Source organism: Paralteromonas sediminis (assembly GCF_003820355.1).
Classification (GTDB): domain Bacteria; phylum Pseudomonadota; class Gammaproteobacteria; order Enterobacterales; family Alteromonadaceae; genus Alteromonas_F; species Alteromonas_F sediminis.
Window position 1 is genome coordinate 719,992 of sequence record NZ_RPOK01000002.1, and the last position, 25,762, is coordinate 745,753.

Genomic DNA, 25,762 nt, shown 5'->3' on the forward strand with positions numbered 1-25,762 from the left:
CAGCTTTTTGAATGTAATGTCGCCTTAGTTGGCGATAACGTCTGTGTTAGTGATTGGTATAATAGTACCCTGACTCTTCAAATACGTCGCAATCTGCGTCTGCATTTCTACTGTCGCAGCTGCCGAGGCACTTGGATTTAAGCTAGATGCGTGCGCACCTTGGTTAAATAACGTGAGCCCGCTAACCGTATCTGCACCACCAATCAGTGTACTGGTTACCTGCTGCAGGCCAATCTGTCTGGCCAAAGGCAACTGTCCGGCCAATGGAGAACCAGGAGGTGCCACACTGACAGGGATAACCTGATCTGGTTTGTTCATATCTGTACCATCACCCACTACGGTGAGTTGCAGTGTTGGCGTATTCTGACCCAGTGTACTGGCATAGTTAATGGGATCGCCTGACTCAAGCACCGTTTGCGAAGCAAATGCGAATAAGCTAAACAAAGACTGCACACCGGCACGCTGTTCCGGAGTCAACACTTCTAGGAAGGGCTCCACAGCTGCGCTGCGCTGGTCTTCAGTGTACTGGCCACCTGCATCTGGATAGAAGTTGGCTAAGAAGCCATTGAACTCAGCTTCTAGTGTTTGGCCGATTAATAACGACTTAATCAAAGGACCAAACGCCGGAGACTCTAGTAAAAATGAAGGAATACCGCCACCTGGTGATTCAAGCGCGGCCGTTTTCACAGCAAAGAAGCTGTCAAGGGCACCCAACTCGCCTGGCATAGGTGTATTAGCTACAGCGGCAAAATTTCCACCCGTAATGGCACCTAAAGAAACGCCCACTACCGACACGTTCGACGTATCAATATCAATTTTCTGATCAGCAGTACCGTCAATTAATGCGTTGATACCTAACCGTAAACCCAGCAGGTCTGACACGCTTTGACGCAGGTTATCCCTGGCGGTTAACAGATAAGCGAGATTCATATAATGGGTTGCAGACACAGTGCTGGCATTAAGTTCATCGCCTGGCGCAACAGGATTAATATCAAAACCTCGAGACCCATGAATAGGTTGGTCGATGGCAATGGTCGCGATACCCGCAGCGGATAACGCGCCCGTCATTGCCAGCATATCTTCTTTTTTGCTAGTAATGCCGTGCATCAAAATCGCAATAGGCCAACCGGCAGCAGGCTTTTCAACCAAAGCATCATTTGGCACTGTAATTTGAACATCGAGTGTTTCAAACCCGTTATTACCACCCTGCGGCTGAGGAACCGGACTGAATTTTGTCAGGTTACGCTCTGGGTCAAGCATTTCCCCATTAACTCTCAGGTCGTTCAAGCCAACCTGCTGACACAAGGCTGCGTTAGGCCCAGGTGTTGCCATTTCAAGCACACTGGCAGGTGCCGCGGCTAATACAAACCCACTGTCGCACGCTGAAGTCCATGAATTAGTAATTGGTGCTAACGGGTTTTCAGCTGTCGGGATAGCAGAATAGTAAGGTAAAGAAATGGTTGATTCATAGAGATCTGCCGCACAGAAAGCACCGGCTTGCTCAAGAATACCCTCAGCAACACCCACGGCGAAATCATTCAACGGCCCCCAAGTATCAGCCAACATGCCTTGAGACGTGCCAATCAGTCCATCACAGGTAGTCAGCGCTGAGAAATCAGTTGCCTGTATGAGCGGAACAACAGCTTCAAGTTCAGGCGGCAATAAAGAAATACCTACCTGCACGGCACCTGCTACCGCTTCATCAGTAACCAGCCCGAGCGCTTCCATGGCGTTTGGAGCGCCGCTAGATTCTCTGGCAACTATCACAGGTAACGCTTCGCCGGCAGTCGGGTCGCCCGCGCCAGCGCGCGCTGCAAACTCACCAATCATTAGCTGTTTAATCGTATTTAATACTACACCAGTACTCTGCGTAGTGAACGCTGACACATAAGTAATCTCTTCACGCTCAAGGCCAGCACCCATTAACAAATTAACATGGCTGTTGGTTAGTTCCTGAAGCCCTAACTGCGACGGTGTCGATAAAGGCTTCTCATTGATGTCTTCTCTTACCAATTCCCAGGTAGATGAGCCTTGTACTTCTTGACCGTTATTGTCTTTCAGGCCAGTGGTTGTCACTAAAAAGTAGCTCTGGGCTGGTTTCAATGGCTTTAGCGGAATGACAGCAACGGTATCGCTGTCTGCCAGTGATAAAACAAAGTCTTCACCCAACGCCAATTCGTCGCCAAGTTTACAACCGGCGACTGGATTTTGAATAGGGAAACAGTCCGGGTCACTCGGGTCTAATCCAAGTGTCGCTTCAAACAATCGTACACCTGCCGCCAATGAGGTGCCATCTAAGCCAACGTTGTTAGTCGTATTCACATCAAAGGTAAATGGATGTGCTGTGGCCCATCCATCGAGTGCATTGATCGCGACGAAAGGATCAGAACGGTCTGTCGGGTCTTCTGCGGGCAGGTTTAATGTAAAATCAAAAAATCCAGATGCATTTGGCGACAATAGTAGGTTGTTTGGTGTGCTCAATACGCCATTGGCAGGGTCGTAAGCAACTCTGGAAAACGCAACCGACTCGGGTGTTGATGCTTCAATGTCAGCGATAGTTTCGCCGCCACCACCGCATCCAGTAAGCCCGAGAGCAGCCATAACGCTGGTGCATATCAAGAGTTTTCTCATTGGGACTCCCTTTAATTCATTGTTGTTATATAGGTGTTAACGGTTCCTACGTTAAAACACTTAAAAAAGACTGTTCTGACAACCTTTTTCAACACGTAAGACCAGTTGGGCATGATTCAATCTTATTGGCTTTGTCTACATATTGCAAAGGTTTGTTAATACTTTGTAATTCATTTTTAACTTCTGTCATTTCAATCGTGGTTGTGGCTTTACTTCATGCAACGAACCAGTATCATCGCCACAGCGCAAATAAAGAGAACGTAACATGGTCCGTATACCTTCAAACAATAGCAGTCTTGACCAAAAAATCATCCTTATTACCGGCGCAGGCGATGGCATCGGTAAACAGGCGGCGTTAACATTCGCCGAAATGGGTGCAACCTGTATTTTACTCGGTAGAACAGTAAGCAAACTTGAAGCAACGTATGACAGTATTGTGCAGGCCGGTGGTCTTGAACCTGCTATAGTCCCGCTGGATATGAATGGGGCCACACATAAACATTACCTTGATATGAATACCACTATCCTGTCTGAATACGGCAGACTTGATGGCTGCCTGCACAACGCCAGCGTATTGGGTAACCTTTGTCCTTTCAATGAAATAAAGCCCGAAGAATGGCAAGAAGTATTGCAGGTTAATCTGACTGCCAGCGCTTTTATGACACAAGCCCTAATCCCTTCACTCAAGGCAGCGGAACACGCTTCAGTAGTATTTACTTCTTCAGGCGTTGGACGACAAGGCAGAGCTTTTTGGGGCACTTATGCCGTGTCTAAATTTGCTACTGAGGGCATGATGCAAGTGCTTGCTGATGAATATAAAAATGCGCATATTCGCTTTAACTGCATAAACCCAGGTGCCACTCGCACCGCAATGAGAGCTAAAGCGTTTCCTGCCGAAGATGTAACCACCTTAAAAACCCCAGCTGACATCATGCCAACCTATAGCTTTATGATGAGCGACGAAAGCATAGGCATAAATGGACAATCGATTAACTGCTAAATAAAGCAAAACAAAAAAGCCAGTGTTTTTGACACTGGCTTTCACGTAGGTCGGGGAATGGTTAGCTTAACTACCCTGCTCCATTTTCGCCCAGGTATCTCTCAATCCTACAGTTCGGTTAAATACCAAGCCCTCAGATTTACTGTCTCTGCAAAAGTACCCTGTTCGCTCAAATTGCCAATTGCTTGCTTCACTGTCAACCAGACTGGCTTCAACATAACCTTGCTTTTCTAGCAAAGAGTCAGGGTTAATTGAAGCAGTGAAATCCTCTGCTCCTGCTGGGTTTGGCAATGTAAATAAGCGGTCGTAAAGCCTAAAAGTAGCAGGCCGCCCAGCACTAGCATCCACCCAATGAATAACGCCTTTTACTTTGCGTCCATCTGCAGGGTCCTTGCCCAGAGTATCTGCATCATAGGTGCAGAAGACGGTAGTCACATTGCCTTCGGCGTCCTTTTCAACTCGGTTGGCTCTAACAACATACGCATTGCGCAGGCGTACTTCCTTGTCTAATACCAAGCGCTTGAACTTTTTATTTGCTGACTCACGAAAGTCGTCAGCTTCAATCCAGATCTCTCTGCTAAAGGTTATGTTTCGGGTTCCCATAGCGTCGTTATTGGGGTGATTAGGTGCAACCAGATTTTCTGATTCCCCTTCTGGATAGTTCTCAATAACAAGCTTAATAGGTTCTAGCACAGCCATAGCCCGCGGGGCGTTTTCATTTAAATCATCACGGATACAAGCTTCAAGCATGCCCATTTCGACCTGATTATCCATTTTTGTTACACCAATACGGCGACAAAACTCTCGAATAGAGGCCGGTGTATAGCCTCGTCGGCGTATACCTGCAATGGTTGGCATACGAGGATCGTCCCAACCATCTACGTGATTTTCTTCGACCAACTGAATAAGCTTGCGTTTACTTAGCACTGTGTATTCGAGATTAAGGCGTGAAAACTCGTATTGTCTTGGTGTCGCTTCAATACTGATATTCTCAATAACCCAGTCATACAAACGGCGGTTGTCCTGAAATTCTAAGGTACACAGTGAATGCGTCACATTTTCGATGGCATCAGAAATACAGTGGGTAAAATCATACATTGGATACACACACCATTTTTCGCCCGTTTGATGGTGATGTGCAAATTTGATTCGGTAAATTACCGGATCGCGCATACACATAAACGAAGATGCCATATCAATTTTTGCTCTTAAGCAACATTCGCCCTCTGCATACTCGCCCGCTGTCATTTTTTCAAAAGCCTTGAGATTTTCTTCTACAGAGGTATCTCGGTACGGGCTGTTTACGCCCGGCGCTTTTAGGGTTCCGCGATTTTCTCTGATCTCGTCCTGACTGGAAAAATCTACAAATGCCAAGCCTTTTCTGATCAGTTCAACCGCATATCCATGCAGCTGGTCAAAATAGCCTGAGGAATAACGTACATCGCCATCCCATTGAAAACCTAACCAGCGTACATCTTCCTGAATTGCATTAACGTATGAAATATCTTCTTTGGTAGGATTGGTATCGTCAAAGCGCAAATTGCACTTGCCCTGATAGTCCTGAGCAATGCCAAAGTTTAGACAAATTGATTTCGCATGACCTATGTGTAAATAACCGTTAGGCTCGGGAGGAAACCGTGTTTGAATACTGGAATGGACCTTATTCTCTAAGTCAGCTTCTATGATTTGGCGAATAAAGTTGGTCGGACGGTGCTCAGTCTCGGCCATGCAGCGTGTTCCTTTTGAATAGTGATGATTTAGCTAAAGTGTTGAGTATATCACTTGCGCCTGTCTTACCGCTAGCAATAGACATAAAACGCCGTACTGGTGTATAACTTTGCATAGGATGAAAGTATTTGGCCGTTAAATGAAAGAAAAAGCGACATCGTTTGATATCGCCCACGCTGCGGGAGTATCTCAATCAACCGTATCTAGGGCACTCAGTAATAGCCCTCTGGTTAATCAGGAAACACGAGAGCGGATACAGCGAATAGCAAAAGAGCTCAACTACAAAGTTGACAAAAACGCCAGTAATTTACGTAAGCAACGCAGTAATACTATCGCGCTTCTGTTGTTTGAAGACCCGACTTCAGACGATTCCATGATTAATCCCTTTTTTCTCTCTATGCTAGGCAGCATTACGCGGGCGTGTGCATCAGCGGGGTACGATTTGCTGGTCTCTTTTCAGAATATGAATGATGACTGGCATGCTGAATATGAAGACAGTAACAAAGCCGACGGCATCATTTTACTGGGGTACGGTGATTACACTGAGTACAAAGATAAGATCGATATGCTGGAAGAGCAAGGCACACACTTTGTGCGTTGGGGGGCACACGATGCAGAACACCCTGGCGTATCCATTGGATGTGATAATTTTCAGGGCGGCTATGACATTGTGTCTCACCTTATAGCCAAAGGAAATAGATCCTTTGTTTTTATTGGTGAGGCCGGTAATCAGGCCCCCGAATTTCAAGCCAGATATTTTGGCTATTTAAAGGCATTAAAAGAACAAGGCCTGTCACAACATACCCTGGGCCAGTACGATGCTATTTCAACAGAAGGCGCGGGCTATGACGCCACAGAACAGATGCTTAACGAAATTACGTTGTCATCGCGTCCTGATGCTATCGTCTGTGCGTCCGATTTAATTGCCTTAGGAGTTATGCAAAAACTGGCTGATGCTGGGGTTAACGTGCCTGATGATATTGTGGTGGTTGGTTACGACAACATTCCCGTTGCTGCTTACAGCACGCCATCGTTAACTACAGTAAAACAAAATACAAAACTGGCGGGTGAATTATTGGTATCAACGCTATTGGACGCCATTGCAAATAAACCCGTTGAAGACTACTTAATGCCCGCAGAACTGGTGGTACGTCAGTCCTGCGGTAGCAATAAGTAGAAGGTTAGCGATATTTCATTAAAGCGTGTAAAGCCTCTTGCAGTGCTTCGCCTTGCACAGCGCCCTCTCGTACCCATACTTGAACATCATTGGCATTTACGGTGGCATTGAGCGGCTCTCCCGGCCCAATATTTTTTGATACACCGGTTAGCTGCTCTTGCCATTGACCGCTCTGCATATGTTTATCAACAGAAAAAGACGCCGCTTCATCACCTTTGTTAAGCAGCACCAACGCGGTTTGCGCAATGCCATCAGCTTGTAAAATGCGATAAAACGCTGCCGTGTCGCCTTCAAATTGTAGATTCAGCTGTAACCCACGTTGTAACGCAGGTGTCGTTTTTCTCACGTTCGCAATTTCTGTTAACTGTTTATGGATAGGATGTGACTTGGCACGTTCTATGTTGTCTTGTCCATAATAATTGCGATTGCCAGCATGCTCTTTTGTTCCCCGCATGTAGCCCATTTCTGAACCCATATACACTACAGGAATACCCCTTGCCGTAAACAACCAGTTATTGGCATTGATAAAGTTGTCATCCGTGGCATTAATCCTAGCCATATCGTGATTATCATAAAAAATAGTCAGGTCATAGGGGTTGTGGTATGGCCCATGTGTCAGATACAGCACCTCTTCTAATTTAGCAAAGCTACTGTCTTCATTTTCAAATACCTCAATCATGGCTGACTGCATTGGAAAGTCGAGCACACTAATACGTCCATTTTTTGGTAATGTGTGCTGAGCGATAAAATATGGGTTGTAGTCAAAGCTCTCGCCAAACATGTAAAATTCTGGGTACTGCTCTCTTATTCTGTCTGCCATTTCACGCCAGAACGCATGTGGAACATGCTTAATAGTATCGATGCGAAACGCATCTGCTCCCTGCTCTATCCAGTATAAATAACTGTTTATGAGGTAGTCTTTCAGATCGGGATTAGTATCATCAAGGTTAGACAATTGCATGATGTCTGGCGTATTGCGGAAGAACGCATGCAATGGGTTATTAGGGTCTAATTCTGAAGGTGGCAAATTCATATGATCAGCCACTAAATTGCCGTCAATATCATAGAGTTCACCAAACTTCGGCTGGTCTTCTACCATGTCAAAACTGGGCGAACCGTGATTTGCTACGATATCAAAAACCGTTTTAATACCGTATTGATCACGCAAAATGTCTGTGTATTGCTTGAAAGACAAGTCCTCAGAAACCAGGTGCTCATCGGCCTTGTAAAAGTTATTTGCCCAGTACCCATGGTAACCGGTCTTTCCTCCATCTTTAAACGCACCGCCGAACTCAATTGGCTCACCGCCCGCATAAGCTTCATCAGGGTTATCGACAATAGGCGTTAACCAAATTGCCGTGAACCCCATGTCTCGAATAAAGTCAGCATTATTGACAACGCCCCTAAGGTCACCGCCCATATATCCCACATTGGCAACCTTTCCGTCAGGCCCCTTTAAAACGCGGTTAAACGTTGGGTTCTTCCCTCCTTGCTCAGGAAAGTTATTGCTAGGGTCACCATCGACAAACCTGTCAGTCATCAAAAAATAGACGGCTTCCTTCGCGAAAGCTTCTTTGGTTCCGTAGAATTCATGCGCATTTTTTTGCGGCTGTGTAGATGCACAAGCAGACACCGACAGCACCAATCCAATAGCGCTTGCAAGACGCGTTACTTTTTTCATAGCGATTGCGCTCCTTCATATTCCGACACATCTTCTTTCACAAAGAACACGGAAATCGCCGCAGCCAACATACTCACTCCAGCGACAACGATAATGTAAACAGCATTGTTATCGAAAACAGCGCTCAAGATTAATCCTGAAAGCAAGCCCGATACAATTTGGGGAAACGCCACAGTAAAATTAAATATCCCCATATAAACGCCGGTTTTTTCAGGAGGCAATGACCCAGCCAACATCGCATAAGGCATTGCCAGAATTGCAGCCCAGGCAATGCCCACCCCTATCATTGGGAGCAATAGGTTCACTGCGCCAGCCGGAACAGTGACCTGAGTGATAAACAAATTCACATTGACTTGCTCAAGATCTTGGAAAAGTAAAAAGCTCATGTAGCTGATAGCACCCAAAAAGAGCGCGCCGGCATAAACAGTTTTCCTACCTAAGGTATCAGCCAGTTTTGCAAGAACAATGGAGAATAAGGCGGCAAATACCGAATAGGCGGCAAACAAAATACCCACCCAATCACCAGCAGCACCTTTTGCATCGATAACAAACTTTGGTACCACAGCTACACTGGCCAAATGTGCCGAATCCCACCATATTTTGTCGATACCCCATATATGCTGAGTTATAGCGGGCGTGGTGTATACCCACATAATAAATAGGGCGAACCAAGAGAAAAATTGCACAACGGCTAGTTGACGCATGGTGGTTGGCATGGTTTTTACTAGTGCAAAAAAATCACTCAACCTTTCCCCTATGGATTTTTTCTCGGCTAGTTCAGCCTCAGCCGCTTCGGCTGACACGCCCTTATAAGCGTAGTATTCCTTGGGTGCATATTCCTTAGTTCTGAATACCGTCCATAATACTGACCCAAGTAAAACCGTGGCACCAATGTAAAACGCCCATACTACAGAGGGCGCGACCTCGCCTGCCTGTGCAGTATTCTCAAGCCCAACAACATTGGTGAGTACAAAGGGTAAAATTGAGCCGATTACAGCGCCAATGTTAATAAGTAACGACTGTATAGAGTATCCAATGTTACGTTGCTCTGGCGGCACCATGTCTGACACCAGAGAACGGAAAGGCTGAAAACAAACATTAAACGAGGCATCCATGAGCGCAAGCATGAGTGCACCGAAAATCATGGGAGCCATAAAAGCAACAAATAGCGGTGCATTAGGCATCAAAAACATGCCGATAGCGGCAGCTATTGCACCGACAAAAATAAACGGGCGGCGGCGACCCAGTCTATTCCAGGTGCGATCTGATGCCGCCCCAACAATAGGCTGAACAATAAGTCCCATGATGGGTGCGACTAGCCAAAACAATGACAATGAGTGTAAATCTGCACCTAAATCAGACAATATTCTACTTACGTTGGCGTTCTGAAGTGCAAAGCCGAATTGCACCCCTAGAAAGCCAAACGAGACTGTCCAAATTTGCCAGAAAGACAGTTGTGGTTGTGTTTTTTTCTGCATAATTAGCTCATTATTATTTTGAATGTAATGTATAAACCGTCGCTGACATTGCCGGTAACGTAAGTGATTGACCCACAGGCAATTCCGCGTCGTCTTTCCAGCGAACCATACTCTTTGCATGGAACAAATGACGTGTAAATCGAGTTAAATCAAGTGTAGTAGTTTCTGTATTTTTATTAACGACAACCATAACCTCAGGCTCACTTTGCGCCATGTGCCTAAAATATACATAAGTGCCCTCATGCGGTGAATAATGGATGAAACGACCATTGGTTATGGCTTGGCTGGCTTTTCGCTTATTCAGTAAAAGTTTTAGTCTGGCCTGAGCTTTTTTTTGCTTATCGGTTAAGCCCTGTCCGGTAAATGCATTTACTGTCTTATCTGAAAATCCGCCCGGAAAATCTGCGCGGATAAACCCGTGATCATCAGTCCCAGGATGATGCATCATGATTTCAGTACCGTAAAATATTTGTGGAATTCCCCGGGTCGTCAAGAGAATTGTCATAGCAATATTCCACTTATCGTAGTCATCATCCAACTGTGTGGTAATGCGGCTCATGTCGTGATTATCACCAAAAATAACAAGATCATAAGGATCTCCATACACAAAATCTGCAGCCAGAATGTCATAAAGCTGTCTGAGACCAACATCCCACCTTTCTGGGTTTTTGATGCTATTTACCAGCGCAACCTGTAACGGAAAATCCATCACACTAGGTAAGTCAGTCTGATAGTTATCATGGCGCAACGACCCCTTCTGCCAATAGGCTGTTATCATGGGGTTAACTGACCATTCCTCGCCTACAATATTGAGGTTTGGATATTCCGTCATAATGCGCTTAGTCCACTGTGACAGAAATTGCTTATCGGCATAGGAATAAGTATCAACTCGCAACCCGCTTAAATTGGCAAACTCAATCCACCAGATTGCATGCTGAATCAGATACTGGGCAACGTAAGGGTTACGTTGATTCAAATCTGGCATTGTCGGTACAAACCAGCCTTCACTGTGCGCTTTTGCATCCGCTTCAACACCATGTGGGTCGTGCAGTGCTTCTCTTCTGTGGCTGGTAGGCACAAATTCAAAGTTATGATTCACCCAGTCTTCACTGGGTCTGTCCTTCATCCAGATGTGCTCACTACCAATGTGGTTCAATACAACATCTTTTATGATGCCAATGCCTTTATCACGGGCCTTATCGCTTAAAAGCCGATACTCCTCATTGCTACCAAAGCGAGGGTCGATCTTGAAGTAGTCAGTGGTTGAGTAACCGTGGTAAGAGTATTGTGGCATGGCGTTTTCAAGCAGCGGCATCGTCCAGATCTGGGTAAAGCCCATTTCACTCAGGTAATCTAGGTTCGCCATAATCCCCGCGATATCACCACCGTGTCTGCCGCCTTTGTATGCAGTGTTTGGCTGTTCTTTGTAACCGGATACCGTATCGTTCTTAGGATCGCCATTCGCAAATCGGTCAGGTGTAATCAGATAAATCACATCAGACGCATCAAAACCTGCTCGCTGAGCAGAGCCAGCAGCACGCTGTGCAAAAGTATAAGTAAACGACAGCGAATCGCCCTCAGGGCCAGTCAGGGTGAATGTAGCCTCACCGGGTTTCATCTGTTCACTGAGTTCAAGGTCAACCATGAGATAGTTGTCCCCGCCAGGGCTTGCACTGTCCACGATGCTGACACCATAAAAGTCAGTCTCTATGCTGTAATCACTGATGTTTGGATGACGAACCATGAGCTGAAGGTGATGATCTTTCATCCCTTGCCACCATGATGGAGGAGAAACCTCCACGGCAGAAGTCGCGCAGCTACACAAAACAAGTAGCAAACTACATACGATAAATTGGCCACGCATGGATACTTTATTCATAGTGTTAATACAGTGTAAATAGAATTCTTGCAGTCTACCTTTACCCGTGTTGTTCCACCAAATACATGCATACGTATTCAATGTTTTGCATGATGAACATCAACATGTTAAAAATTTTAACAAACTTGATAAAGCAATGAGACGTTGTGTTTGCTAACAAAACGATTGCGATAATTGGCGGAGGCACCGCAGGATGGATGAGTGCCGCTTGGCTGCAACATCACTGTGACGACACAGCTCGCATTCTGCTAATCGAGTCTGATGATATTGGTACCATTGGCGTTGGGGAAGGCACCACACCTCACCTCTCAGTGTTTTTTGATACGTTAGGAATTAAAGAGCAAACTTGGATGCCTGCTTGCTCTGCCACTTTTAAAAATGGTATTACCTTCACCAACTGGACCAGTAGACCCACTGCGCCAAGCTATTTTCATCCTTTCCCGTCGGCCAGTGATCGGTACTCTGCGGGCTTTTTCCTGCAAGCTGTTGAGGCCATGCGAAAAAATGTGCCCATTGGCCCTACCCTACCTGACAGCTATTTTTTGTCTTGGCACTTAACACAAGCCGCACAAAGCCCACGTAGAATAAAAACGGGGGCCAATATTCCACTGAGCTATGCTTACCATTTTGATGCAGGTTTGTTAGCTAGATTCCTCCGAGAATGGTGTGAGCAAAGAGGCGTTATTCGCTATCAAGGCCGTATTACTCGTGTCGGCCAACATGAAAATGGACAAATTAGCGCTGTTTATACCAATAACATTGATTCGCCCATCAACGCTGACTTTTTCATAGATTGCAGCGGTTTTCGCAGTTTGCTGGCACAGCAAACCCTCAATACCCCTTTTGTTTCTTATGCGGACAGCCTACTCAACAATGCCGCCATCGCATTGCCTTGCGAGGCCTTATCGCCGTTATCGCCACATACTGTTTCCTGTGCCATGCCAAGTGGCTGGCGCTGGCAGATCCCATTGCAGCACAGAACAGGGAATGGCTATGTATACAGCGATAGCTACATCAGTGCAGAAGAAGCAGAACAGCAACTGGTCCAGGCTGTAGCAAGTAAACCATTAAATCAAAGTCCTACCCATTTAACTTTTCGCGTTGGGCGTCTGGAAAAAACTTGGTCGGAAAACTGCCTGAGCGTCGGTTTATCACAAGGTTTTATCGAACCTCTTGAAGCTACAGGCTTACATCTGGTGCTTTGCACACTCAGTGAGTTCACCGCGGCGATGGCGCGTTGTAATGAGTCACAGCAAGCCATGAACACAGTGAATGAAAGCATTTCTGCGCGTTTTGATGGCATTAAAGACTACATTGTTGCGCATTATCTTATGTCAGATCGCAACGACAGCGAGTATTGGCGAGCTGCACGTTCTGTCACCCCGTCAGATACGCTGCAAGCCCTGCTCGATTGCTGGCACAATGGCGGCAATTTGATAACAAAAATCGACAAACTCGGTATCAGCCAGTATTACAGTGTTATCAGTTGGTATTGTTTGTTGGCTGGGTATGATGCATTCACACAAAATAAAACACACCCAAGGGCGCCGTTACAATGGCAGCAATTGCAGGAAAAACTCAAAAGCTGGCAAGCACACTTTCTGGACCATGAAGAAGCCCTTAATCAGTTTTTATAACCCACTCGCGTGGTGTTGCTGAATCGCGTAATCACGGAGTTAACCTCTTTAATCGTATTGGTCAGCTTTGTACTTGCCTGAACGGATTCTTCAGTGGCTCGTTGCGTTTCATTGGCGCCCTCAGCAATATCAATGATTTGCTTGTTAATATGCTCGGCGACTTCACTTTGCTGCTCCACCGCCGATGACATCTCAAGGGTTTGATCAGCGATACGCGAAACCGCTGCGTTAATCACTGAGAGCGCAGCCCGGGTTTCGTCAACGATGGTAGTGCCGCGCTCGGCAGCCTGCATACCCTCATTAGACACACTCACCGCTCTCTCAGTACGTGTTGTTAACTCTTCAATAATTTTGTGTATGCGGTCGGTAGACTCGCGCGTTTTGGAGGCCAGTGATCTCACCTCATCAGCCACAACCGCAAAGCCTCTACCTTGTTCGCCAGCACGTGCAGCCTCAATAGCAGCATTAAGTGCCAAGAGATTTGTCTGTTCGGCAATACTGGAAATAATACTGGCAGCTTCACCAATATCATTGGTTGACTGCGCCAGCTCTTTTACCGTTGTTGATATTGAATCAACTACATCGCGCAAAGCCATCAGGGCCTGCATAGACTTCTCCGCTTTTTCGTTCCCTGCAGTCACATTGGTAGACGCTTCTCGACTGCTTTGTGCATTGAGCTCAACGTTATTGGCAACAGATTGTATAGACTGTGACATTTGCGTGATGGCAGACGCTATTTGTTGTGTGGCCTGGTTTTGTTGGACCACAGTTGCACTTGTGCTTTGTGCAATTTTTTGCGTTGAAGACGCAATATCTTCGAGCCCATCTACAGCATCAGCCGTTCTGGCCAGTGAAGTCCGACTTTTGGCCAATTCACACCCAAGCACCAACTTTGCGCGGGAGCGTGCACCGTAGTCGTCAAAGTAAGTTTGCGCGACGACAGGGTTATCATATGAATCTGGGCTCAAAGCAATAAGCTTTTCCCAATCTTGAGTGTTGGTATACATGACCCATGCACAAGTCACAACAAAGCCAACAAACACAATTGCTGCAGCTGCGGCGCCTATGGAAAAAAGTGCAGAAAGCGAGGCAATGAGTCCAACGGTAGTAAATGGCAGCGTTTTTTTACCATAATGCAACATCAGCTCGGCCATACTGGTACTGGATTTACCCTCTCTTAGCCGCGCATAACGTTTATCAGCGCGCGCTATTTCATCGTCGTAAGCCGGCACTCTGACCGATTCATAGCCAACGATTTTGCCTTGCTCAAATACCGGTGTAACAAAGGCAGAAACCCAATAATGATCACCATTTTTACGTCTGTTTTTGACCAGTCCCATCCATATTTTTCCGGCCTGCAGCGTTGCCCACATTTCTCTGAATACGCCTTCTGGCATATCAGGATGACGGATCATATTGTGATTTTTATTGATAAGCTCATCGCGGTTATAACCACTGACCTCAACAAAGGCATCATTGCAGTGCGTAATGATGCCTCGTACATCTGTAGAAGATATTAGTCGATAGTCTTTGGGGAATTTATATTCCTGTTGCGTTACCGGCTGATTATTGCGCATTTACACTGTCACTCCATTAATTCTTATTGTCGCAGCATGGACATTTTTCTGCATGCCGCACCTTTCAACATAGTTAAAAATGGTGTGATTACAAATTAAGTATCAGATAAATAGCCGTTTTGTTTCTATAATGCGATGTCAATTTTCATCGGCTGGCTTAACGACAAGTTAGTCTTGATAATTAATCGACTCTTTTGCTCATCCCACTGCCAAGCATCACTGAGAAGTCCATCAATAGCAACACCGGTAGGCTTTGTATTAAGGGCGTGAATATGCCATTCAACAGGTCGTTGCTGCTTCACTCCTTCATACTGGCCTTGCGTGTTTGCGTTGATCTGTAAGGTCTCATTGACATGAGAGGCCTCAAACTGCATCGCAATATATTGTGCTTCTTGTATCGCTTGAGGATTCACTCCATCATCTTCATACAGAGTAAAAATAGAATGTTTTCCAGACGCATTGGCCCAATGATGGATTTCCAAAGGTTGATTATGCGAATCTCGCGTTCTCTTTAAACCCGGTTGCATTGGCACAAACGCCCCCGCTTTGACAAAAACAGGTAGCGTATTAATGTCTAGCGGATACTCGACAGTGCCGCCCCCTTCATAGTGTTTGTGGTCAAAAAAGCCAAACCAGTCTCCTTCAGGTAAATCAACAGAAACCGATGACACTCCCGGAGCGGTGACAGGTTGAACAAGAAACGCCTCACCCCACAAATAGCTATCGTCATGGGTAAAATATGCCTCACTGTCTATAAAAGCCAAAGGACGCATTAAGGGCATGCCTGTCAGTGCATTTTCATACGCAAGAGAATAATTATAAGGCAACAAGTCATAGCGTAACTGTATAAAACGTTTGACGATATCCCGTGTATCTTGGTCGTGAAACACCGGTTCTGGTGGAATGTGCTCTTGCGCATGAGGGCGGTAAACAGGCGTAAACACACCCGCCTGCAACCAACGCGTATACATCTCGGCATCAAATTCCTCTCCACCTGCAAAACCGCCTAAATCAGAGTGGGTATAGGCGAGACCAAACACACTCATCTGCAATGACAGTTCAACTTGTGGCTTTAACCCTCCCCAGCTTCTGGCAACATCACCGGTCCACGGGATCATCCCATATCGCTGGCTACCCAGAAAGCCAGACCGCATTAAAACAAGGGGCCGTTTTTGCGGATTTTTGGTCAGGGTTCTTTCATAGACCATTTGTGCCCATTTGTGGCCATAGGCATTGTGGACTTCGTCTCCGGTTACCGTCACACCTTCCCAATTGTGCATCGCGTCATACGGGTGAACCTCAGGCTCGCCCAAATCTCCCCACCATCCACTGACACCTTGGTCAGACAATTTCGCATAGTGTTGCCAGAACCAGTCCTGAGCATCGGGATTAAACACATCTACCAAACCAGTATTACCAAAATAAAAGTCAAACAGCCTAGGCTCACCTGCTAGGTTGGTGGCTAATGCACGACTATCTGCCGCATGTTTATACTGGCTTGACGTAGTAAGAATAAAGGGCTCTGTGATCACAACGGTATTGACACCCTGTGCAGAAAAATCAGCAATCATTTTCTCCGGTGTTGGAAACGCGTTCCTGTCCCAATCAAGATTACCCATGTGGCCCTTGATATCAGGCCCAAACCAGTACAAATCCAACACAACCGCGTCCAATGGGATATCGAACTGGTTGTATAGAGAGACTACCTCTCTTGTTTGCTGTTCAGAGCGATAGCCAAAACGCGAGGCAAAATTACCTAGTGCCCATTTTGGCGGCAATGGTTGTTTACCTGTGAGACTAACAACTTGCTTCACCAACTCTGGCAAGGCATCGGCTACAGAAACAACATAAGCCACACGTCCACTTACTGCGTCAAATTGCAGCACGTTCTTTTCTGTGTGTCCGATATCCAAATTACCCTTGGCCGTATTGTCAAATAAAATGGCGTAGTGCTTTGACGACATGACTGCAGGTAGGCTGTAGTACATCTGGTCGGTTTCAACGTCAGCATAACCATAAGAGGCACGGTTATACAGTGGCATTCTTTTGCCACGACGGTCCATACCCATAACACGCTGGCCACCGCCATAGAGCTTCTCCGTGTCATTTAAGCGAAACCTGACACCGCGGAGACCGTCATAAATAAAGCCACCTTGCTCCTCTTCGACTTTCACCACCCCCTGTTTCATGAAACGCAAACGAAAGGGGGATTTTTCTACCGCAACCTGAATATCGGGGGCATTGAACAACAAATATGCGCCTTTGTCTTGCACACTTGTATTTACCTGTAGACGTGCTGACTGAGTGTCGTTAGATAAGGCCAATCCAGGCAATGTGGAAACACCCTCTTTTTGATACACCACTTCAACACTGCCCTGTCCAAGCCCTCCTATGTTCACAGACATCCCATCACTACGCTGAATGGTAAGCGTAGAGGCATCATGCGAAAAAGACGTTACATCTGCAGCCGTTGCTTTGAATACCGACGTAAATGCGGTAATACACAGTAACAGTGCTAGGTAATAATTTTTTTTAATCATAACGAAGCTCATTACAATGCAAGCTCTAAGACGACAGAACCCAAGGGCTGCAAACGGGTGTTGAGTATGATGCCACTATCATCCTCGCCAGCCTCAACTGAAAAAGACTGTGTACTTGTATTGCTTGGCTCGGAACCACCTAAGAGTATTGTCCATTGCGAGTTAGCCGGCAACGCACTAACAATGCTTTCAGGCAGCGAAAATGAGAGTTCAAGCACATCATCTCGGCTAAAACTACTGGCAACAATCAATACACTATTGTCGGTGTATCGAGCGAAAGCGAATACATTGGCGGGTGCGTCAATTTTCGTATAGTTGCCTTGCATGGTGGGGTGAAACGCGGCGATTTGCATCACCTGCTTGTAATAAGCACGCAACTGACGTTCCTGCTCGGTTAATTGGCCACCGTCAAACTTACCGTTATTCATCCAGCGTTGGTGCGCCGGAACGCCAGCATAGTCAAATATACTGGTACGGGTCGGGTCACCAAACCCCATTTCCTCACTGCCATCTTCGCCAACATCTTGGCCAAAATACAGCATCATAGGCGCGCGATTTACCAATGCCGAAGCGACGAGACCAGGTTTACCCATCACTGCGTCACCGGCAAAATCAGGACTGGCTATGCGTTGTTCATCATGATTTTCTAAAAAGTGCAGCATGTGGTGTTCAATATCTGCAAGACCTTGCTGGATAGTATGCAATTGAGCGGTATCGCCCTCGCCTTGCATCACGCGTTTTAGCGAATCGTAAAATTCAACCTTGTCGTAAAGATAATCCATCTTTCCAAGGTGAAGATAATCTCTATATAAATGCGGTTGATAAACCTCGGCCAGCAAAAATGCATCGGGGTTTTTCATTTTAATTGATGAATTCAGGTAAGACCAAAATTCTACGGGTACCATTTCGGCCATATCATAACGAAAACCATCCACACCCTTATCCAGCCAGTAATGCACAATATCGTTAAATTTCAACCATGAATCAGGCACATCTACGTCTGCCCAAAATGCATGATGCTCCTCATAACCAAGTTTATCAAAGCCGTCAGGCAGTGACGGAAAGTCATAGCTACCATCGGGTCGAACGCCATAATTGACCTTTACGGTTTCGTACCAATCATTGGCATGAGGCTGGGCTTTTCTCGCGCCATTGCCAGTCCATTTAGCAGGGTACTCATCAAATTCACCATCTGCTAATGGATGCGCTTCCCCACCTAATGGTTGATAGCCATTTTCACCCTCTGGCACACTAAACGCTTCACCAACGATATAATAAAAATTGTTATCACGCGCGTACTCTACTTTTGTGTTGTCACTGGCACCGAAGTTTTCAATGTGATCAGGCATAGATAGTGATTTGTAATTACGTGCTACATGATTAGGCACGATATCTATCAATACCTTCATGCCATTTTTATGTGTGCGAGCAATTAACGCCTCAAACTCTTCCAAACGGCGAGCGGGATTGTCCGCTAAATCAGGGTTTACATTGTAGTAATCTTTAACGGCATATGGCGAACCAGCGCGTCCTTTTACCACATCAGGATCATCGTTACTAATTCCATAAGCAGTGTAATCATTGATAACAGCATGATGCGGAACGCCCGTGTACCAAATATGCGATACACCGAGTTCTTTGATACCTTTAAGGGCATCGTCTGTAAAGTCGCTGAACTTGCCCACTCCGTTGTCTTCGATGGTTCCCCAGGGCTTATTGGTGGTATTGGTATTGCCAAACAAGCGAGTAAAAACCTGATACACAACTGGTTTCGTATGGGCTTGTTGAATAACCTCCTTCTGGCTGTCAGTCTCTTCAGAACTTGTCATTTGGGATGTCGCCTGTTCTGCGGGTGTGCAGCTGAGCATAGCAAATAGTGCTGCACTCGACAGAATGCACTTAGTAGGCCTTGTCAACATAAGGCGTCCTCTTGCGATTTGATAACTTACAAGAAGGATAATCGTTAACAGGCTGTTAAAAAAGCGCTACCCTATTGTTGCATACGTATTCATATTTTAATGAATAGAAACAACAAACTTCCCTGTTCAGAACAGCAATATTATTTAGAACAATGTATAAATAAATGTCGCCAGTGAAGACTGTTGTGTGGCAACGACTAACGCACCCAATAGGGCGAGTACGACAATGATAGGCAACAGCCACATTTTTTTTCTTACGCGTAAAAAGGCCCAAAGGTCCTGTAAAAATTCCCACATTGCTTAAAACGGCTCCTTTAGGTTTTTCTCATTAGGTGACTGCTCTCGTTTGACCCAATAACTGTGTTGTCCTTCGCTGATGGGCCACTTCACGTGTTTATACTGTAATTTGTTCATCAATTGCAATGCTATGCCAATTGGAAAAATCAGAACATAAAACGCAATCAGCATAATGAATCGGGTATTCACCCAAGCAAGTAAACTGGCGATAACCATCCATAACCGATAAACAGGGTAAATAGAAAGTGGGAAAAACTGACCGCCAATAAGCAGCACAGCACTAGCCACAATTGGCCAGTAAGGGATTGCCGTATCAAACAGCCATGGAATAATCCCAAGAAAAAATAAGCACAACAATAAAGAAAAGCCGCGAGAAAAATCTCGCATCGCTTTTGTGTCAGACGCGTCCGCGGTAGGAAGCCACAAATCACCTGCCATCGTTAATCCTTTTCAAATGTCACTTGCTTGGCCCGCCGGATTGCGTCAGCAGACTGTTCGTTTTTATCCAGCACAATATTACCCATTACCAAACGATCCATGTCCGTTGCCAGAAAACAACGAATTGCATCATCGGGAGAACATACCGGAGGTTCACCACGCACGTTGAAAGAGGTATTGATCAACATTGGGATACCGGTTACTTCGCCAAATGCCGCTATTACTTGATAAAAGTCGGGATTGGATTGCCGACTAACCGTTTGCAGTCGTGCTGTTTTGTCCACATGTGTGATAGCAGGCAAGTTGTCAGTTTTCACATCTGCAAGACTCAACATGTAGGGACTTTCATGGGCCGGTGAAAAGTAGTTATCAACAGCATCGACCAATACCGCAGGGGCGAAGGGGCGAAACGATTCCCGCTGCTTAATTTTTAGGTTCATGGTTCGCTGCATGTCCTGTTGTCTAGGGTCTCCTAATATTGAGCGATTTCCCAATGCTCGTGGCCCAAACTCCATTCGACCCTGAAACCAGCCGACTACATCACCTTGTGTTAACCAGGTCGCCACGGTCTGTGGCAATGAGATTTTATGAAGAATCTGATAAGGTGCCTGCCACTTTGCGCACGCATCACTTACCTCCAGCTCGCTATATGCTGGACCTAAATAGGCCCCCTGCATGGAATCCACAGCGTCAGGTTCCACGGCATTATGAGCATAAAAAGCCATCAATGCCGCACCAAGCGCTCCGCCCGCATCTCCCGCAGCAGGTTGAACCCATAACGCATGCACAAAGTCCTGTTGAAACAACTTGCCGTTTGCCACGCAGTTAAGTGCCACACCGCCTGCCATACATACCTGAGCGCAACCAGTCAGTGATACAGCATGTTTAACAATGCGCATAACCGCTTTTTCAATAACGTCCTGAATAGAGCGGGCCAAGTCCATACACCTTTGGTCAGGCTTTCCATCAAACGGATACGGCTCGCCACCGAACAGGGCATGAAAGCGAGCGTTCGTCATGCGATCACCAACAGCAAAATCAAAGTAGTCCATATTAAGCGCAAAACTACCATCTTCGCGTAAGTCGATAAGATGCGTTAATATCTGGTCGGCATAAATAGGCTTTCCGTAGGGTGCAAGCCCCATCAGTTTGTATTCGCCCGCATTCACTTTAAATCCGCAATAATAAGTAAATGCTGAATATAACAACCCTAACGAGTGGGGAAACTGAATCTCTTCCAGTGCAACAAGCTCTCGACCTTTTCCATGCCAAACTGACGTTGTCGCCCACTCCCCGACACCATCAAGACAGACAACAGTAGCTTCTGTAAATGGCGATGGAAAAAATGCTGATGCCGCATGACTTTGATGATGCTCAGTAAACAACAAGGGAGGCAAATCCGACTTCTTTTCAGGATCGGGTAAAAGCGCCCTGCACTCGCGCCGCAATAACTGCTTGAGATAGAGTTTTTCTTTTAGCCAGATTGGCATAGCGCGTAAAAAAGCCTTGAAGCCCTTGGGCGCATGTGCCAAAAACGTTTCGAGTAAACGCTCGAACTTCAATAATGGCTTATCATAAAACACTATGGCGTCCAGGTCATCAAGGGTGAGCTGACCTTCGGACAGACAGTACTGAATAGCCTGTGAAGGAAAGCGTGGGTCGTGCTTCTGGCGTGTAAAGCGTTCTTCTTGCGCGGCAGCGACAATATTGCCATTCACCAGCAACGCTGCGGCACTATCGTGATAAAAAGCGGAAATACCAAGGATTTTCTGCATCTGTGCCATCTAGTGCATACTACTTATTTCTTGGTAGTGTACACACATTGCCGTGGTGAGCAATACACTAACTCAGACAAAGTCTTGCACCTCTCTAGAGGTATGGGTAATGTTTAGATACAAACCAGACTGAATCATGTTATGCGTCAACAACGACTGTTCACACTTATCGCTATCTCACTGCCGATCCTTTTGCTCCTATTAACAGAGGCAGCACTGAAGCTGGCAAATTTCGGTCACACCTACCCCGTATTTGTTGAAGCAGATTTCTCTGAAGATTATCTCATGCCGAACCCTGAACTGATTAAGCGCTTTTTTCATCAGGGTGCCGTTGTACCCAATGTTAGTCCTGATACCTTTTATTTTAAGAGAGAAAAACCATCAGAAACGATCAGAATTGTGGTGATGGGCGGTTCCACTGCAGCAGGCTTTCCCTATGGACGCTTTGGTTCCCCTGCGGGCTTGTTAACCCATCAAATTCGCGCGGTTTATCCTTTCTTGAACGTTGAGATTATACCTGTTGCCATGGCGAGCATTAATAGCTACGCACTGAGGGATATGGCTAAAGAAATCATAGACATCAGCCCGGATGCAGTATTGATATATACTGGGCATAATGAATATCTGGGTGTGATGGGGGTAGGATCCGCATTTGCCAATAAGGGAAGTCATACTACTAATTTACTTTTTTTAGCGTTAAAGGAACTCAGGCTATTTCAGCTACTACAAACACTTATCAACCAGCCAGTGGATGCGCACAACATATCAGATGGACGCACGACGATGGCTGCAATGGCCAAGGAACAGCGAATTCCATATCAATCCGACATTTACCATAAGGGCATAACGCAGTTTCGTAATAACCTGAGCAATACCCTCAGCCAGTTTTCAAACGAAGAAATCCCAGTGTTTATTGGGAATCTGGTTGCTAATGAAAGGGACCAAAAACCTTTCGCGTCGACTGACCCAGCGTCATTTCCAGGCATTTTACCCCTTCTGCGTAATCGTATGGCAACCCAAGCCAAACTGGATAACATCCAGGCTTGGCAAAATGCGCAGCCCTATTCTGCCAATGTGGCCTATGCTAAGGGCAGCCTACTGATTGAAGAGGGGAAACATGAAGACGCGTTAGTCGCGCTGCAACAAGCAACCGACTATGACGAACTCAGATTCAGAGCACCCTCTGCCTTCAACACTATCATTAACCAGGCCACTGCCAATAATGATGTTCACCTCGTGGATATTGTCAGTCAGTTTCGCCATCAGGCCACTCAAGGTATCATTGGCAGCGATCTTATGCTAGAGCATCTGCATCCCACTTTACGCGGCTACTTTGTTATTGCTAACAGCTATCTTGGCGCATTAGTTGACAAAGGCATATTGCCAGCACCGTCCTACCCCATGGAAAAGAGTGCCCCGTTCCGCTGGCAACAGGTTCCTCTAACACCCGTGGATCGGCTGGTTGCTGAATATAAAATAGTCCAGCTCACCAGCGACTACCCGTTTGCCGTTCCGTCTAAACCTGTCCCACCTTTGGGCGATGAAAGCCCATATCACACTATGGCGCAGGAGAGGCTTGACGGTAAAACCTGGCTGGCACAGCAGCAATCACTTTTAAGCCTGTACCAACAGCAAAAAGAGTGGAAAAAAGCGGCACAAGTCGCTGCACTGCTGTTTGAAGCCTTGCCCACTAATAAACAGGCTGCAGAGGCTGCAGCCATGCTCTATTTGCGCGCTAAGGAACACAGACTCGCCTGGTATTATGCACGACAGGCGTTAACATTTAATCCTACCAGTGAATCGATTGCCCTCGCATTGGCACAAGCACAATATCGGTCAGAAGACGAAACCGCAGCAATGCAAACGCTTGAAGAGCTGCTTATACATCACCCCGACAACCAGCAAGCCCAGCGCTATCTGAATAATTTAAAGGCGAGTCAGTGAAAATATCTGGGGCCCAAGACAAAAGAAAGTGGCTTTTTCAAACCATAGCGTTATGTATTCCTTTCCTATTTTTGCTTTTAATAGAAGGCGCGCTGCGGTTAGCCGGATTTGGTGGCCAGACGCCTCTGTTCATCCCAAACCCCCAACATCCAGACTATAAACTAGCTCGTCCTTCGGTTATCTCACGCTATTTTCCTGATAAGTACGCTCCCAATGTGTCACTGGAACCGACATTTTTCTTAGCAGAGAAGCCTGAAAATGGATTAAGGGTTGTGGTTCAGGGTGGGTCTACCGCAGCAGGGTTTCCTTATGGCCTTGGAGCATCACTGGCAGGCATGCTCGATCAGCGGTTGAGACAATCCTATCCAGACCGCCACGTTGAAGTGATAAATGTTGCTATGTCAGCGGTGAATAGTTACTTCTTATTGGACACCGCTGACGAAATAATCGCAGAGAAACCAGATGCGATTGTCATTTACGCCGGCCACAATGAATTTTTGGGGATTTTTGGTGTTGGTTCCTCGTTTTCCACTTTTCAACAGCCCTTGTTGATGCGTGCGTTTTTATCATTTCGTGAGTTAGCAATATTTGATGCACTGCAAACCCTAATAACGGGTTTTCAAGCAGCGCCGACAACATCAGACAGCCAATCGCGTACGTTAATGTCGAAAGTTGCACGACGCAAATCGATTCCTTTCGACTCTGCCATGTATCAAGCTGGACTCGAACAGTTTTCGCACAATATCAACGCTCTCCTTGCTAAGTATGATAAAGCGGGCATACCCGTTTTTATTTCCACAATAGCCAGTAATTTAAGTGGGCAGGCACCGTTTTCCTCTGTCGTTGATCCTCACTCAGATGGCATCGCTAATTTAGAAATGCCAGCACTTCTCGAACTAACCAAACGGAATAGCGAAAGCGCCGATTTTCATTTTGCGTTAGGCGGAGCGTTACTAGAGAAAAACAAATTCAGGTCAGCAAAGCATCACCTCTCTTTAGCTAAAGATTTGGATCAGCTGAGGTTTAGGGCGCCTGAAGATATCAATACCATCATAAAACAAACAGCTATCGCTCATGGGAGCATCCTTGTTGATGGCAAACAAGCCTTAGAAGCCCGAAGTCCTAATGGTATCATTGGCGATTCGCTTATGTTAGAGCATTTGCACCCCAACCTGCCGGGATATTTTATCCTGGCCGATGCGTTTTATCAGGCTCTGATAAAGAGAGAATTTGGCAGTCAGGTTATCCCTGTGAAAACTGCTGATGCCTGGCAGCGCAGACCTATCACTCCTGCAGAAGAATATTATGGATTTGCCCATGTGCAGGCACTCAAAGCGGATTATCCATTTACCATTCGGCCTGCCCCGTTAAGGCTTCCCGCACCGGCTGATTGGCAACAAGCATTGGGAAAAGCTTATTTTGAAAATAAAATGGATTGGGTCGCTATGATGAGGGCACTACGCGATGGCTATATGCAACGAAACAATGCCCAAATGGCCTTAAAAACAACCTTATTGCTGGCAGATGCCTTACCACATGACGTAAAGTTGAACAGAGACGCATTTAGTAGATTACGGGCAGCTAACCGAGAAGCAGAAGCCCGATTTTATGAAGAGCGGTTTGTTTCCTCACAAAAACTTAAAAACGCGACAAAGGTCGCGTCTGATTATCGGTAGTAAACCTCTTTACTGCCAAGAGGAGCGAGTAGCAGATAGAAAATCCATGCAAACCAAGAAATAAAAATCACAGCTAAAATCCAAGCTAGTTTTTCTTTACCACCCGTTTTGCTTGAACCTGCAATAAGAATGATAGGAATAAACCAGACGATAGCGCAGAACACCATAAATATTAATGAAAAAATACCAGCAATAAATTCCATAGTTCCTCCTTTGCCTAACGAGTAGTCGCAAAACTTAGGCCAAATTTTTTAGTTATACTTTTCAATAGGTTACTAGTAACAAAGCATTACCCATATGCACAAACTCACTAAATATTCGTTAAATACACAACCGATTGGCCGATTTGGCTTGAACGAGTAGCCAATCTCTATAACACTGAATC

At 46.0% G+C, this 25,762-nt stretch carries 17 protein-coding genes; 5 read left to right on the forward strand and 12 right to left on the reverse strand.

The window, feature by feature from the left end:
• Positions 1–24: 24 nt before the first annotated feature.
• Positions 25–2,631, reverse strand: coding sequence for a VolA/Pla-1 family phospholipase (locus DRW07_RS08590; protein WP_124027462.1), 2,607 nt, complete (start codon positions 2,629–2,631; stop codon positions 25–27).
• A gap of 265 nt (positions 2,632–2,896) precedes the next feature.
• On the opposite strand from DRW07_RS08590, the gene DRW07_RS08595 reads away from it, so the two are divergent.
• Positions 2,897–3,631 carry a YciK family oxidoreductase gene (locus tag DRW07_RS08595; protein WP_124027463.1) on the forward strand — a complete coding sequence of 245 codons (735 nt, stop codon included), beginning with the start codon at positions 2,897–2,899 and terminating at the stop codon, positions 3,629–3,631.
• Positions 3,632–3,697: 66 nt separating this feature from the next.
• Here the strand turns inward: DRW07_RS08595 and glnS are convergent, their stop codons facing one another.
• Positions 3,698–5,359, reverse strand: coding sequence for a glutamine--tRNA ligase (glnS, locus tag DRW07_RS08600; RefSeq protein WP_124027464.1), 1,662 nt, complete (start codon positions 5,357–5,359; stop codon positions 3,698–3,700).
• A gap of 139 nt (positions 5,360–5,498) precedes the next feature.
• On the opposite strand from glnS, the gene DRW07_RS08605 reads away from it, so the two are divergent.
• Positions 5,499–6,536 carry a LacI family DNA-binding transcriptional regulator gene (locus tag DRW07_RS08605; protein WP_124027465.1) on the forward strand — a complete coding sequence of 346 codons (1,038 nt, stop codon included), beginning with the start codon at positions 5,499–5,501 and terminating at the stop codon, positions 6,534–6,536.
• Positions 6,537–6,540: 4 nt separating this feature from the next.
• Here the strand turns inward: DRW07_RS08605 and DRW07_RS08610 are convergent, their stop codons facing one another.
• The 3 genes from DRW07_RS08610 to DRW07_RS08620 are packed head-to-tail and all read right to left on the reverse strand — an operon-like array spanning position 6,541 to position 11,574.
• Positions 6,541–8,217: an alpha-amylase family glycosyl hydrolase gene (locus DRW07_RS08610; protein WP_124027466.1), complete on the reverse strand. Its 1,677-nt coding sequence runs from the start codon at positions 8,215–8,217 to the stop codon at positions 6,541–6,543.
• A complete protein-coding gene (locus DRW07_RS08615) occupies positions 8,214–9,695 on the reverse strand; it encodes an MFS transporter (protein WP_124027467.1) in 1,482 nt (493 codons plus the stop codon). Before DRW07_RS08615 ends, DRW07_RS08610 begins: the two co-directional genes overlap by 4 nt.
• A 13-nt stretch (positions 9,696–9,708) precedes the next feature.
• Positions 9,709–11,574, reverse strand: coding sequence for a glycoside hydrolase family 13 protein (locus tag DRW07_RS08620; protein WP_124027468.1), 1,866 nt, complete (start codon positions 11,572–11,574; stop codon positions 9,709–9,711).
• Positions 11,575–11,720: 146 nt separating this feature from the next.
• Here DRW07_RS08620 and DRW07_RS08625 point away from each other — a divergent pair, with 146 nt between their 5' ends.
• Positions 11,721–13,211 carry a tryptophan halogenase family protein gene (locus DRW07_RS08625; RefSeq protein WP_124027469.1) on the forward strand — a complete coding sequence of 497 codons (1,491 nt, stop codon included), beginning with the start codon at positions 11,721–11,723 and terminating at the stop codon, positions 13,209–13,211.
• Here DRW07_RS08625 and DRW07_RS08630 read toward each other — a convergent pair.
• From DRW07_RS08630 to DRW07_RS08650, 6 genes are all read right to left on the reverse strand, one after another.
• Positions 13,199–14,788, reverse strand: a complete 1,590-nt coding sequence (locus DRW07_RS08630) for a methyl-accepting chemotaxis protein (RefSeq protein WP_124027470.1) — start codon at positions 14,786–14,788, stop codon at positions 13,199–13,201. The two genes, DRW07_RS08625 and DRW07_RS08630, sit on opposite strands and share 13 nt — an antisense overlap.
• 125 nt (positions 14,789–14,913) lie before the next feature.
• Positions 14,914–17,328: a TIM-barrel domain-containing protein gene (locus DRW07_RS08635; RefSeq protein WP_240630546.1), complete on the reverse strand. Its 2,415-nt coding sequence runs from the start codon at positions 17,326–17,328 to the stop codon at positions 14,914–14,916.
• An 11-nt stretch (positions 17,329–17,339) separates the two neighbouring features.
• Positions 17,340–19,157: an alpha-amylase family protein gene (locus tag DRW07_RS08640; RefSeq protein ID WP_240630557.1), complete on the reverse strand. Its 1,818-nt coding sequence runs from the start codon at positions 19,155–19,157 to the stop codon at positions 17,340–17,342.
• A gap of 234 nt (positions 19,158–19,391) precedes the next feature.
• Positions 19,392–19,544, reverse strand: coding sequence for a DUF5989 family protein (locus tag DRW07_RS18295; RefSeq protein ID WP_165870451.1), 153 nt, complete (start codon positions 19,542–19,544; stop codon positions 19,392–19,394).
• A gap of 3 nt (positions 19,545–19,547) precedes the next feature.
• Positions 19,548–19,982: a hypothetical protein gene (locus tag DRW07_RS08645; protein ID WP_124027473.1), complete on the reverse strand. Its 435-nt coding sequence runs from the start codon at positions 19,980–19,982 to the stop codon at positions 19,548–19,550.
• A gap of 2 nt (positions 19,983–19,984) precedes the next feature.
• The gene (locus DRW07_RS08650) at positions 19,985–21,766 is read right to left on the reverse strand and encodes a carbamoyltransferase family protein (RefSeq protein ID WP_338067757.1); all 1,782 of its coding nucleotides are present in this window, start codon (positions 21,764–21,766) and stop codon (positions 19,985–19,987) included.
• Positions 21,767–21,898: 132 nt separating this feature from the next.
• On the opposite strand from DRW07_RS08650, the gene DRW07_RS08655 reads away from it, so the two are divergent.
• Together DRW07_RS08655 and DRW07_RS08660 are read left to right on the forward strand one after the other, a co-directional pair.
• Complete coding sequence (locus DRW07_RS08655) at positions 21,899–23,701, forward strand: hypothetical protein (protein WP_124027475.1); 1,803 nt, start codon at positions 21,899–21,901, stop codon at positions 23,699–23,701.
• Positions 23,698–25,377 (forward strand): SGNH/GDSL hydrolase family protein, encoded by a 1,680-nt coding sequence (locus tag DRW07_RS08660; protein WP_124027476.1) that lies wholly within the window; start codon positions 23,698–23,700, stop codon positions 25,375–25,377. The genes DRW07_RS08655 and DRW07_RS08660 overlap by 4 nt, the downstream gene beginning before the upstream one ends.
• On the opposite strand, the gene DRW07_RS08665 is transcribed toward DRW07_RS08660, so the two are convergent.
• Positions 25,368–25,580, reverse strand: coding sequence for a hypothetical protein (locus tag DRW07_RS08665; RefSeq protein ID WP_124027477.1), 213 nt, complete (start codon positions 25,578–25,580; stop codon positions 25,368–25,370). The genes DRW07_RS08660 and DRW07_RS08665 overlap by 10 nt on opposite strands.
• Positions 25,581–25,762 lie beyond the last annotated feature (182 nt).